Here is a 12,734-nt window from a genome sequence, read left to right as displayed (position 1 = left end):
GCTAGCGTGGCAGGCCTACTTGATCCAATGATCAGACGGGCAGAGCGAGCTGATTTGGTGCAAGAGGGGTGCACCGAAGGTTTGAGACTTAAACGGTTGTGCTTGTGCCGCCCCGTTTGTCTGCTTCACGATTCCAGCCGTGCTTGTGACGAACGATCTCGCCTTCGACGAGGTAGATCACCTCTTCGCAAACACATTCCGCCAAGTCACCGATTCTTTCGAGATGCCGCGAGGCACTGAAACAGTGGACCGCAGGCTCGATCAATTCGCGGTCGGACTTCATGACTTCTTGCAACTGATCGATCACAACGCGGTTCAAGGCATCAACGATGTCGTCCATCTGGATAACATCATTGGCCATGCTGGAGTCGCAATTGATAAACGAATCGAGGGCACGCCGAACCATTTTGATCGACGTATCAACCATCTCGGACATCTCTTCCGGGACGGTAAAAAGTGGAAATCGACAAAGCGCTTTGGCTCGTTCCGCGATATTGCAAGCGGTGTCACCCATCCGCTCCAATTCGCCATTCACCTTGTCAACGGAAATCAAGTATCGCATATCGAAAGCAACGGGCTGGTGCAGCGCCAAAACTTTCAGACACTCCTCTTCGATCCGAACATCCATCTCGTCGACGGCAACATCGTTTTCAAGAACGCGATCAGCGAAATCTGGACGACGCTCCACAAGTGAGCGAACGGCAAGCTGAATCATTTGTTCGACGACAGTGAACTGCGAAATCAGTTGTTCGCGAAGTCGTTCGAGTTCTCGTTCAAGATGTTTCGACATCTCAATCCACCTTCCTTATTCCCTGAATTCGATCCGTTCCAAAACACTTACAATCGATTGAACTAGACACTGTTGGCAGACAACCACTGCAGCAGCTAATGCGATTGTCCGGTAATAACCTTAGCCGTGAAACCTTTGCCATGTGGCAACAGGCGCCAACACGGCATCAACCGAATTTCCCGCGGACATAGTCGTCGGTTTGCTTTTTCTCTGGCTTGGTGAAGACCTGGGTGGTGTCACCGGCTTCGACCAAACGGCCTTCGAAAAAGAATGCTGTTCGATCACTACAGCGTGATGCCTGTTGCATGTTGTGCGTCACGATCACGATGGTGTACTGCGACCGCAGTTCGAAAATCAAATCCTCGATCGCCAATGTGCTCGATGGGTCGAGCGCGCTACATGGCTCGTCCATCAGCAGGACTTCTGGACCGACAGCGATCGCACGTGCGATACATAGACGCTGTTGCTGACCGCCAGAGAGTCCCAGTGCGGGACCATGCAATCGATCTTTGACTTCATCCCAGACGGCTGCTTTTTGCAACGACCATTCGACCAGCTCGTCCAATTCGGCTTTGGTCGTTTTCATATGCAAACGAGGCCCGAACGCAACGTTGTCGTAGATGCTTTTGGGAAACGGGTTTGGTTTCTGAAACACAATTCCGATTTGTCGCCGAAGCGCGACGACATCGACAGAAGGATCAAGAATATCCAGTTCCTTCTTGGGCGCCGTTTCTGAATCGCTTAACAACGACAGATGCCCCTTCGCTCTCGCACCGGGCACGATGTCATTCATCCGGTTGATCCATTTCAGCAACGTGCTTTTACCGCATCCGCTGGGACCGATGAAGGCCGTAACCTGGCGACGAGGAATGTCGAGCGTCAGGTCATGAAGAGCCTGATAGTCGCCATACCAAGAGCAGAAGTTTTTGATTCGAATCAGTGTCGAATCGTCTGACTGATCTGGTTGGGCATCAGTTGGCTGTGCCGTCGGTGCGGTAGACATGGTTGCTATAGATCAGGAGTGTGCTTTTTGTACTTTCTGCCGGATAACGATTGCGGTCGAATTCAAGATCAACAGAACGACCAATAGTACGATGATCGCTGCCGCGGCAAGTTCTTGAAATTCGTTTTGTTGCCGACCCGCCCAGTTAAAAATTAAGACCGGCATTGTCACTGCGTTGTCCATCAGGTGCTCCGGACCGCCGGCCTTCATGACATTTGCACCCAACACGACCAAAATTGGAGCGGCTTCACCGATCGCACGTCCCATTGCCAGAATCGAGCCGGTCATGATCCCGGGAACGGCAGCCGGCAAACATACGTGACGAACAGTTTGCCAAGTCGTTGCCCCAATTCCCATCGACGCTTCTCGAAGCGATGGAGATACCGCACGGAGAGATTCTTGCGAAGCGATGATGATGATCGGCAGGATCACTAGCGCCAGTGTCATCCCGCCGGAGAGAAAACTTTTATCCAAAGGCAATCGAAAGTAGTACCACGATCGACGGGTGATTGTCCCGCCGATGGCCCCCTCTTCAATCGTTTTACGCTTGGTAGCCTCGTCTTTTGGCCGAGGTGTTCCCGGAGTCCAGACAGCGAGTTCGAACCGCTTTCCCGCATTGTCGACGGCTTCGACCGGTTCGGTAATCTCGATTTCTCGGATGCTTGGATCTTCTTGCGGGACGAAGACCACATGCCCAGGCTGCAACGTCATCACTTGGTAATAGTGATCGGCACCCATGATTTCCCAGCCGGGTGATTCGTTAACTTTGATTTGCCCAAACACGTTAAACATGTAGACAAACACCGTCAGGCCGAGCAGCCCGTAAACGATCGATGGCACCCCCGCCAAGTTTGCAATGTTCAATTGAATGAATCCATGCATCACCCGCAGTGGCTTGCTGGTTGGCTTGAATTCCTCAAGGAAAACCGCTGTCGCAATTCCCAGCGGCAACGCGGCGAGTGCACAGACAAAGCAAACGATCAGAGACCCAACGATCGACGGCCACATTCCGCTTCGTTCAATCTGAAGCTCACTATGGGCGCGTGTCAAAAGGTCAGTCGACAGGCGTGATTGGCCCTGAGTCCAAATCGCCACCAATAGCACGACCAGAATCAGAACACTCACAAAAGCGATCGCGACACAGAGCCCATAAAACCAACGACTCATCCGTTTGCGACGGATCGCGTTATTCGTCAGATACTGAGGGTCTTGACTGGTCAGGGCAGTAGGCATCGAGCTCATTGGTACGCCTCCTGGAAACGTCGGCGAATAATTTGCCCGATCAATGTCATTCCGAACGTGATCAAAAACAACGTCATCGCGACGCCGTACAAGCTGAAATACTGCACCGTGCCGTATTCACTTTCACTCTTGATCATTTCGACGATGAAGCCCGTCATCGTTTGCGCTTGCTGCGATGGGTCAAATGTGAACGTCGGCAGGGTTCCTGCCGCCAAAGCCACCACCATCGTTTCGCCGATCGCACGGCTGAAGGCCAACAGAAATGCCGAAACGATTCCGCTTAGCGCCGCGGGAACGACAACCTTGATCGACGTTTCGAAAGGCGTGCAACCAAGTCCATAGGCACCTTCACGCAAGGATCTGGGTACCGCTCTCATTGCATCTTCGGAAAGACTACAAACCATCGGCAAGCACAAGATGCCCACCGCAATCCCAGCACTGGTCGCGTTGAAGGTTGCAAAACCATCGGTAAAAAACTGCAGCGATGGGCTGATCACGAGGATCGCGAAATAACCGAGCACCACTGTCGGGATACCAGCGATCACCTCTAGCGTGGGCTTTAGCCATGACCGGATTCGAGGCGAAGCGAATTCGCTCAAATAGATCGCGGTGACCAATCCCAACGGTAGGGCGATCAGCATCGCGATCGCGGTGACTCGTAAAGTCCCGCTCAATAGCGGCAGAATCCCGAACTTCGCTTTCGCCAAGTCCTTGCTCTGCAGAGCCGTCCACTCGGTGTCCGTCAGGAACCCCTTCAGCGTAACCGCATCGCTGGCAAAGAACCCGGCACTCTGACTGACCAACATGTAGATGATACCGATGGTGATCAGTACCGTGATGGTCGCGCAGGTTGCCAGGCTAAACACGATCAAACGCTCGGACAACACGCCGACGCGAGTTGACCGAAACTCCTTCGATTGCAAAGCCTTCGGCAGTGACATTTTTGTCGTGCGATTTTTAGATTTGATGACTCACATTCGGAGTCGCCGAAATGTATCCGATCCGCCGGAGCGTCGGCCATTTCCGATAAAAACGACTTTGGTTCGCTATCCGCTGATGTAATTCAACGACCCAACAGCAATTTGGGGGTACCCGGTGTAGACCGCAATTTTGCCTACTTTCCTGTCATTCCCGAAAAGCTAAACGGTCAGCTTTGATCCCAAAGCCACTCCAATTGTAGCGACTGTCGCAAGCACAGAAATTAACTTTACGATGCGATCCGACGCCACATCATTGTAGCGTCGGAACGATCGAACACTCTTCATGGCCGCCATCATGACCGACGTTGCCGTCTTTGGCGACCGGTAAGCCTTTTTGGCTGTTTACTTCACCAAATTTTCTTCAACGAAGATGTCTTCCAGGGCGCCGCTACGGGTTTCGCCTTCGGCGTTGATGTAGTGGGTTCCGGCAGCACGATTTTCGATGTTGGCTTTGCCTTTTTCGATGATCGACTCAGGAAGACGGACGTATCCAACGCGTTCGCAAAGTTCGGAAACATTGTCCATGTAGTAGCTGACGAATGTTTGAACTTCGGCACGCTTCAACGATGCCAAGCTGACGTAGATGAACAGCGGGCGGCTGAACGGGGCGTAGTTGCCGCTGGCAATGTTTTCCGTCGTTGGCAGGTAAGCCTTGCCGTCTTTGGGGTTGATGATTTGAACGGCGGTCAACTTGTCCTTGCTTTCTTCGTAGTATGCGACGCCGAAGAATCCGATCGCGTTTTTATTGTCGGCAACGCCTTTGACCAAGATATTGTCGTCCTCGTTCAGGCTCATGTCCTGACGAAGTTCCGCGTCTGACTTTCCGACAACCACTTCGTGGAAGTAGTCGTAAGTTCCGCTACCGGTGCCCGGTGCGTAGATGTCGATTTTTTCTTCAGGCCATGATGGGTCGACGTCTTTCCAAGTTTTCGCCGCGTCGTCACCGACGAAGATCTTTTTCAGCTGATCGATTGTCAGCGACTTGACCCAATCATTTTTTGGGTTGATGACGATGGTCAGACCGTCGTAGGCGACAGGAACTTCGATGAAGGCAACTTCGTTGGCTTGGCACTTTTCTTTCTCACCCGGTTTGATGGGGCGAGAGGCGTCCGAGATGTCGGTCTTTTTGACTTCGAAATCTTTGAAGCCGTTACCCGTTCCGGCACCGTCAACAGAAACCGAAACGTCGGGGTACTGCTGAGCGAACTTTTCAGCGACTGCGTTGCTGATTGGCAATACCGTGCTACTGCCGTTGATTTTGATCGTGCCGGCCATGTTCGATGGCGCCGCACCCTCACCAGCGATCTCACTGGATTCGGCTCCCGCATCACCAGACGCGGTATCAGTTTTTGAATTGCAACCAACGGCACATAGCGCTGCGATTGCCAATGGTAGGGTCCAGTTTTTCAGTTGGATGGCCATCTGAAGGAATCACTCCGGTGAAAGTTGAGGAAAACAATCTTTCCTGATTAGGCCGCCAATCACATTTGACCGCCGAAAACGTGCCATTTCTGGTAGAAAAGCTTCCCCTCCCGATTTGCAGGCAAATTGAGAGAGATGCATTCCATGTCGCGCGGAAAGATACCAGTGAAGGCCCAACCTGACGACCGCTAGGGTGCAAATCAGCGAATGAAGATTAGATGAAGAGAAGGCCGTCGTCGCTACAATCCAGCCCACCCGAGGGAAGATCCCCCGTGAACCCCAGCTAACGGGATCCCGAACAACGTTAGGAGCACCGCAGCGGATGATGCCCCATCACGAGTTTACGGACCGAGATTTAGCAGCCGAAAGTTTCTCAGGTTTGGTCTCTCACAAAGCCGCTTTGATGGAGCCAACCCTACGGAGGAGATCGCTACTTCCACAGAGTTAAACCCGGTAATTGGAAAGCAGCAGGTTTTCAGAGTGCTAACCAAGGGGTCCCCGACCCCACCGACGACCGCGTCTACTCTACTGACTCTTTCACCTTTTCCAAGATATCTAGCAGCACCTTGTCGGGCTCGACGCCTTCGGCCTGGGCTTCGAAGTTCAACAGGACTCGGTGCCGCATTGTTGGCAAAAAGACTCGCCGCACATCTTCGAAGCTGACATTGAATCGACCGGCCAGGATCGCGCGGACTTTCGAAGCCAACGCCAAAGTCTGCGCACCACGAGGGCTACTGCCCCAACGCACGTAGGCATTGGTTGCATCAACTGAATGTGGGCCGTCGGGGTGTGTCGCCAAGGTAAGTCGAACGAGGTAGTCACGAATTGGCGGCGTTAGCACGACTTCGCGAACCATCGCTTGCATTGCCAACATCGCCTCGCCGTCGATCACTTTTTCGATCTTGGCCTTTTCACCACGAGTGGTGCGTTCGACGATTTCGTTCAAGTCTTCGCGGCTGCTGTAGCCAACAACCAACTTAAACAGAAAACGGTCTAGCTGAGCTTCAGGAAGCGGGTAAGTGCCTTCTTGCTCGATTGGGTTTTGCGTGGCGAGTACGAAGAACGGTTTCTTTAGTTCGTATCTGGAACCGGCTGCCGTGACGGTGCCTTCTTGCATCGTTTCCAACATCGCCGATTGAGTCTTCGGCGTGGCGCGGTTGATTTCGTCGGCCAACAGAATCTGTGTGAAAACTGGACCGCGTTGGAACTGGAATTCACGATGCCCCTGATCGGATTCGACGATCATGTTTGTACCCAGGATATCAGCGGGCATCAGGTCGGGCGTGAACTGGATGCGATTAAAATCCAATTCCAAAACCTCAGACAATGTGCGTACCAACATTGTCTTTCCCAACCCCGGAACACCTTCGAGCAAACAGTGTCCGCCACATAGCATTGCCGTCAGGACGCCCTGAACGATTTCGTCGTGACCGACGATCACCCGGCCAATCATTTCGCGAACACTTTCGTATCGTTGGCGGAAATCGTCGGCCTTTTGCTGAGTGGAATCAGAAACGCTGCTCATCGAAAGCTCAAAGAGATAAGACAAGTTGATGGGGAACCCACGCAGTCTATCCGATTTTTTGCGGGGGAGGTGACTCGGGTACCACGTTTGCCAAAACGTTTTGCCACCCAACTATTCAAACGGTAAAAACGCTATCTCAGCTCGGCCGACCAGGAAATCGACGACTCCAACCACCGTTCACATTGATCGATTGTCCAACACAAAACGTGTTCTCCGGATCAGTCAGATAGTTAACCGCTTGGGCAATATCGCTAGGCCTTCCCCATCGGCCCATCAACGCCTGCGTCTTGGCGCGATGATCCCAATAATCATTCGTTGAATCACCCCAAGCCGTTTTGATCCAACCGGGACAAACCGTGTTCACACGAATCGTTGGCGCGACATCTTGCGCAAAGCTTGCCGCGAACGCCATCACGGCTGACTTGACCGGACCGAACATCTGTCCCGCGTCACCCTCCATGCCGAGCGGTGCTTGATCCCAGCCGATAAAAACCATCGACCGATCGCACACATTCTGTTCCGCATCATCAAACATTTTCGATCGCACCATGCGACTGATATTAATCGTGCTCGCGACATCGACTTGAAACAGTCGCTGCAGCTTCTCGCCGAAGGAAAGCTCTGATGCCTGCCCGGTTAACACATCAGCCCCGGCGTTGTTGATCCAAACTTGAGGCCCACCATCAAGGCAGGCTTGCCCATCACCGGACAGCTTGTCCCAAGCTTCATTGACCAGTCGCCCGCAATCAGCCTCGGACGCAAAGTCAGCTTGCACCACGATCGCTTGCTTGCCCAAGCCTTCCACCTCTTTGGCGGTGTCCATGGCACCGTCTCGGTTGCGACAATAGTGAATGCCGACCTGCCGCACATCTTTTCGTGCTGCCATGCAGATCGCGATCTCTCGTCCGATTCCCGAGGAGGCTCCGGTCACCATGACACTGCGAGGGAGGCTTTTCATAGAGAGCAGAGACTTGCGAGCGCAGAAGTTTTTTCAGGACAAAGTTTTTCATCTCAGCAACGATTCGATCGAAGGATCTGAAACGAAGATCCCACCGAAGCGTAGTGCTGCGGGCAAAATCGTCTGTTTCCACTAGTCCGTCGAGGGAGGGTCGGCAAAATTTTTTGATGGCTCCGCAAAGTTTTTGAATCGTAAAGTTGCTACCAAAGTCCCGAGTTTACGGTAAACGAGGTAGCCTAAGCCTGAAGCTAGCGGCTTTTGCCGCACCAGTTATCGGTTCTCAATGGTGTGGATCGTGCCTCCAGCCGCTCGTGCCCTTGCCGTGATGTAACCTTGGGAGCTACGCTTTTGAGGCGGCGCAATTGACGTAAAGTCCGCAATTTGGCCGCTCGCCGGAACCAAATTTGCTTTTACATTGACTTTTCCCCTCCGAAACTTTCTCTCTATGTCCGACTCCAAGACCATTGCTCAAGACGAAGTACGCAAGCAGCTCGGCGAACTAGAGCGACAGTCAGAGATCGATATCGACGCGGCAGAAACAGGCGAATGGATGTCTTCGCTTGAGTATGTCTTGAAAAGCAAAGGGCCTGAGCGAGTTCGCTTTTTGCTCGAAAAGCTTCGCGACCGCGCCGCTCAAGAAGGCGTGCATGCTGCCGCAGCCGATACCAACACGCCTTACCTAAACACGATCCCCGTTCACGAGCAGCCCGCCTTCCCTGGCAACCGTGACCTGGAACGACGAATCAAGTCGATCATTCGCTGGAACGCGATGGCGATGGTCGTCGGTGGAAACAATCGTGGCGGTGGCATCGGCGGACACATCAGCACGTTCGCATCAAGTGCGACGCTGTATGAAGTCGCGTTCAACCATTTCTTTCAAGGTCGCGGTGAAGACGGCTACAGTGGTGACTCGGTTTATTTCCAAGGCCACGCGTCTCCAGGGATGTATAGCCGTGCGTTTGTCGAAGGCCGTTTGTCAGCCGAAAAACTCACGAACTTTCGTCGTGAACTCGAAGACGGCGGCGGACTGAGTAGCTACCCGCACCCATGGTTGATGCCCGACTTCTGGGAATACCCAACCGTCTCGATGGGTCTTGGCCCGATCATGGCAATCTACCAAGCTCGCTTTAACGAATACCTGCGTGATCGTGGAATCAAAGACACCAGCGGCCAACGTGTTTGGGCATTTCTTGGTGACGGCGAATGCGACGAACCGGAAACCCTCGGTGCGATCGGCTTGGCTTCACGCGAAAAGCTGGAAAACCTGATCTTCGTCATCAACTGCAACCTGCAACGTCTTGATGGCCCTGTCCGCGGAAACGCCAAGATCATCCAAGAGCTGGAATCGATCTTCCGTGGTGCCGGCTGGAACGTGATCAAAGTCATCTGGGGTGGCGACTGGGACGAACTGCTCGCCCGCGACGAAAGCGGCCTGCTTGTTAAACGCATGGGCGAAGTCGTCGATGGCCAGTACCAGAAATACACCGGTATGCCCGGCAGTTACATCCGCGAACACTTCTTCGGAAAATACCCCGAGCTGCTCAAGTTGGTCGAAAACTACAGCGACGAGAAACTTGAAAAACTGAGCCGTGGTGGACACGACCCCGAAAAGGTCTTCGCCGCTTACAAAATGGCGACCGAGCTGAAGAACGGCAAACCGACCGTAGTGCTTGCCAAGACGATCAAAGGTTACGGCCTTGGTGAAGCTGGCGAAGGCCGAAACGTCGCTCACAACCAAAAGAAACTCAACGACGAAGAACTGCTCGAATTCCGATCTCGCTTCGGCATTCCGATCAGCGATGAAGAAGTCGTCAAGACTCCGTTCTACAAGCCACCGGCGAACAGCCACGAGATCAAGTACTTGCACGAACGCCGCAAGGCCCTCGGCGGTTACTTGCCATCGCGTCCCACCGAACCGTTGACGATGGAAGTTCCCTCGATGGAGGAAATGACCAAAGTCATCAAGAAGCTGGAAAACAAAAACGCCAGCACAACGTTCGCCGTCGTACAAACTCTGATCGCGCTTTGCCGCGACAAAAAGATCGGCAAGTACATGGTGCCAATCGTCCCTGACGAATCACGTACCTTCGGTATGGAAGGCATGTTCCGTCAGTTCGGTATCTACGCTCATGCCGGTCAGCTTTACGAGCCAGTCGATTCGGCGATCATCTCGTACTACAAAGAAGCTCAAGACGGGCAGATCCTGGAAGAGGGAATCACCGAAGCAGGCTCGATGGCCAGCTTCAACGCCGCCGGCACCGCGTACAGCTGCCACGGCGTCAACATGATTCCGTTCTACATCTACTACAGCATGTTCGGCTTCCAACGCATCGGCGACTTGGTTTGGGCCGCTGCTGATATGCGTGCCAAAGGTTTCTTGATCGGCGGTACTGCCGGGCGGACAACCCTGAACGGCGAAGGCTTGCAGCACCAAGACGGACACAGCTTGCTGAACGCGATCGCGTTCCCAACCGTCCGATCTTACGACCCCGCGTTTGCATACGAAGCCGTCGTGATCATTCAGCACGGTCTGCAAAAGATGTACGGCGAAGCGGAAACGTGCATCTATTACTTGATGGCCGAAAACGAACCGTACGATCACCCCGCAATGCCTGCCGGTTGTGAAGAAGGCATCGTCAAAGGGATGTACAAGTACGGCAGCCGCGAAGTCGAGGGCGCGAAAGCACGCGTCCAGCTGTTCGGTAGCGGTGCCATTTTGAACTGCGTCCTGAAAGCTCAAGAGATACTTGCGGAAACTTATGGCATCGCCAGCGATGCTTGGAGCGTCACCAGCTACACCGAACTGCGACGCGATGCGGCGGCGTGCCAACGGTGGAACATGCTGCATCCAACAGAATCGCCACGCAAAAGCTACTTGGAAGAAAGCCTCGAAGGCGTCGAAGGACCGTTCATCTCGGCAAGCGACTATGTCCGTGCCCTTGGCGAACAGCTTCAACCTTGGATCCCAGGCGATTATTTTGTCTTGGGCACCGATGGAATGGGCCGCAGCGAAACCCGCGAAGCCCTCCGACGTCACTTCGAAGTCGACGCAGAGTCCATCGTCATCGCCACGCTCAGCCGCTTGGCCAAAGCTGGCACCTTCAGCGCCGAAGACGTCAAGAAGGCGATCGAGGACTTGGGATACAATCCCGATAAACAAGATCCTTACTACGCCTAAGCGATTGTCCTAGGCATACCAAAACGGGAATGGCCCGTTCCCGTTGCGTTGAATTGTTGTTCCCGAATTATCGTGCCACTATGTAAAGCAGCGAGTCACCGGAAAGGTTCCAGTGCTCGCTTCACCGGCCATTCTCCGATCAAGCGTTAAAGAATTCATTACGATGGCAACCGAAGTTACCCTTCCCGAACTTGGCGACGGAATTGAATCCGGCGACGTACTCGAAGTCTTCGTCTCTGTCGGCGATGTAATCTCCGAAGGCCAAGACATTGTCGAGATGGAAACCGACAAAGCAACGGTGCCCGTGCCATCGTCAGTCGGCGGAAAGGTTTCCAAAATTGTTGTCAGCGAAGGTGATACCGTTGCAATCGGCGGTGTTCTCATCGAGGTCGAAGCCGAATCGGGAGCCTCCGCTCCTGCACCAAGTGCACCAGCACCCGAAGAATCAGCACCGGCCGCTCCTGCACCAGCTGAGCCTGCAGACGAAGCTCCTGCGGCACCTGCTCCGGCACCGCCCGAACCTGCCGCTCCGGCTGCAGCACCTCCCGCTCCCGCCGCTGCAGCACCTGCACCGGCACCACCAGCGCCCCCGAAACCTGCACCGGCCGCACCTGCACCAGCACCGGCCGCCGGCGATGTCATCCCGGCTGGCCCTGCCGTTCGCCGATTCGCTCGCGAAGTCGGCGTCGACTTGGGACGCGTTTCGGGCAGTGGCGAAGGCGGACGCATCACGCGAGACGACGTCTTAACTGCTGTTCGCGCTTCCAGCCAAGCCGCTGTCGCTCAGCCAGCCGCCCCTGCCCCCCAAGCCGCAGCGTCGCAGGTCAAAGTCACCGGTGGTGCACCTTCGGCAGACCGCCCAGGCACACCGGCAACCGACGATTATGGTGCCGTCGGCGTAGAACGGATGAGCAAGATCCGAAAAACGATCAGCGACCAAATGCACCGAAGCTGGTCGAACGTCCCACGCGTGACCAACTTCGACGATGCTGACATCACCGAACTGGAACGCCTGCGTCAAAGCAGCAAAGAGGACTACGCGGCGCAAGGCCTGAAGCTGACCTCGATGCCGTTCCTGATCAAAGCTGTCGCGACCGCGCTGAAGCACCACCCGGCGATCAACGCGACCATCGATCGTGAAAACGAACAGGTCATCTACAAGGACTACGTCAACGTTGGCATCGCGGTCGACACCGATCGTGGGTTGGTTGTGCCCGTGCTAAAAAACGCTGACCAGATGAGCGTTCCCGGCCTCACACGTGGCTTGGCCGAAATGGCTGGCAAAGTCCGCAGCGGTCAATTCCCGGTGAACGATCTTCGTGGCGGAACATTCACGATCAGTAACTTGGGCGCAATCGGCGGACAATATTCGACCCCGATCGTGAACGTTCCCGAAGTGGCAATCCTGCTGGTTGGCCGCAGTCGCAAGCTGCCCGTCGTCATGCCCGACGACACCATCCAACCTCGATTGATGATGCCTCTGTCGCTGTCCTACGACCACCGTTTGGTGGACGGCGGCACTGCTGCACGCTTCTTGAACGATGTAATTGGCTACCTGGAAGCCCCCAGCCGATTGCTTCTCGCGTTCTGATATTCGACACATCTGTAGCAAATCTCGCTCATCCGTCGCGGTGAG

9 protein-coding genes are annotated in these 12,734 nt (G+C 54.4%); 2 read left to right on the top strand and 7 right to left on the bottom strand.

What is annotated here, in order from left to right:
* Window positions 1-88: 88 nt before the first annotated feature.
* The 7 genes from phoU to LOC67_RS16370 form a co-directional block, all read right to left on the bottom strand.
* Window positions 89-790 (bottom strand): phosphate signaling complex protein PhoU, encoded by a 702-nt coding sequence (gene phoU, locus LOC67_RS16400; protein ID WP_230263689.1) that lies wholly within the window; start codon window positions 788-790, stop codon window positions 89-91.
* Window positions 791-956: 166 nt separating this feature from the next.
* Entirely contained in the window at window positions 957-1,793 is an 837-nt protein-coding gene (gene pstB / locus LOC67_RS16395) for a phosphate ABC transporter ATP-binding protein PstB (protein ID WP_230263688.1), read from the bottom strand.
* A gap of 12 nt (window positions 1,794-1,805) precedes the next feature.
* Complete coding sequence (locus LOC67_RS16390; protein ID WP_230263687.1) at window positions 1,806-3,026, bottom strand: PstA family ABC transporter permease; 1,221 nt, start codon at window positions 3,024-3,026, stop codon at window positions 1,806-1,808.
* A 5-nt stretch (window positions 3,027-3,031) separates the two neighbouring features.
* Entirely contained in the window at window positions 3,032-3,976 is a 945-nt protein-coding gene (pstC, locus tag LOC67_RS16385; RefSeq protein ID WP_230263686.1) for a phosphate ABC transporter permease subunit PstC, read from the bottom strand.
* A gap of 381 nt (window positions 3,977-4,357) precedes the next feature.
* Complete coding sequence (locus tag LOC67_RS16380) at window positions 4,358-5,437, bottom strand: PstS family phosphate ABC transporter substrate-binding protein (protein WP_230263685.1); 1,080 nt, start codon at window positions 5,435-5,437, stop codon at window positions 4,358-4,360.
* Window positions 5,438-5,957: 520 nt separating this feature from the next.
* The gene (locus LOC67_RS16375; RefSeq protein ID WP_230263684.1) at window positions 5,958-6,962 is read right to left on the bottom strand and encodes an AAA family ATPase; all 1,005 of its coding nucleotides are present in this window, start codon (window positions 6,960-6,962) and stop codon (window positions 5,958-5,960) included.
* Window positions 6,963-7,098: 136 nt separating this feature from the next.
* A complete protein-coding gene (locus LOC67_RS16370) occupies window positions 7,099-7,920 on the bottom strand; it encodes an SDR family NAD(P)-dependent oxidoreductase (RefSeq protein WP_230263683.1) in 822 nt (273 codons plus the stop codon).
* A gap of 445 nt (window positions 7,921-8,365) precedes the next feature.
* Between LOC67_RS16370 and aceE the strand changes: the two genes are divergently transcribed.
* Together aceE and LOC67_RS16360 are read left to right on the top strand one after the other, a co-directional pair.
* The gene (aceE, locus tag LOC67_RS16365) at window positions 8,366-11,098 is read left to right on the top strand and encodes a pyruvate dehydrogenase (acetyl-transferring), homodimeric type (RefSeq protein WP_230263682.1); all 2,733 of its coding nucleotides are present in this window, start codon (window positions 8,366-8,368) and stop codon (window positions 11,096-11,098) included.
* Window positions 11,099-11,261: 163 nt separating this feature from the next.
* Complete coding sequence (locus LOC67_RS16360) at window positions 11,262-12,689, top strand: 2-oxo acid dehydrogenase subunit E2 (RefSeq protein ID WP_230263681.1); 1,428 nt, start codon at window positions 11,262-11,264, stop codon at window positions 12,687-12,689.
* The last annotated feature ends 45 nt before the right edge of the window (window positions 12,690-12,734 follow it).

It is taken from the genome of Stieleria sp. JC731, assembly GCF_020966635.1.
Taxonomy (GTDB): Bacteria; Planctomycetota; Planctomycetia; order Pirellulales; family Pirellulaceae; genus Stieleria.
The sequence above is the reverse complement of the archived record's forward strand: the minus strand, read 5'-3'. Positions and strand labels throughout refer to the sequence as shown.

Bases quoted from the DNA above. Each gene is read 5' to 3' on its own strand.
- phoU (WP_230263689.1), bottom strand. From the start codon at position 790: ATGTCGAAACATCTTGAACGAGAACTCGAACGACTTCGCGAACAACTG.
- pstB (WP_230263688.1), bottom strand. From the start codon at position 1,793: ATGTCTACCGCACCGACGGCACAGCCAACTGATGCCCAACCAGATCAG.
- LOC67_RS16390 (WP_230263687.1), bottom strand. From the start codon at position 3,026: ATGCCTACTGCCCTGACCAGTCAAGACCCTCAGTATCTGACGAATAAC.
- pstC (WP_230263686.1), bottom strand. From the start codon at position 3,976: ATGTCACTGCCGAAGGCTTTGCAATCGAAGGAGTTTCGGTCAACTCGC.
- LOC67_RS16380 (WP_230263685.1), bottom strand. From the start codon at position 5,437: ATGGCCATCCAACTGAAAAACTGGACCCTACCATTGGCAATCGCAGCG.
- LOC67_RS16375 (WP_230263684.1), bottom strand. From the start codon at position 6,962: ATGAGCAGCGTTTCTGATTCCACTCAGCAAAAGGCCGACGATTTCCGC.
- LOC67_RS16370 (WP_230263683.1), bottom strand. From the start codon at position 7,920: ATGAAAAGCCTCCCTCGCAGTGTCATGGTGACCGGAGCCTCCTCGGGA.
- aceE (WP_230263682.1), top strand. From the start codon at position 8,366: ATGTCCGACTCCAAGACCATTGCTCAAGACGAAGTACGCAAGCAGCTC.
- LOC67_RS16360 (WP_230263681.1), top strand. From the start codon at position 11,262: ATGGCAACCGAAGTTACCCTTCCCGAACTTGGCGACGGAATTGAATCC.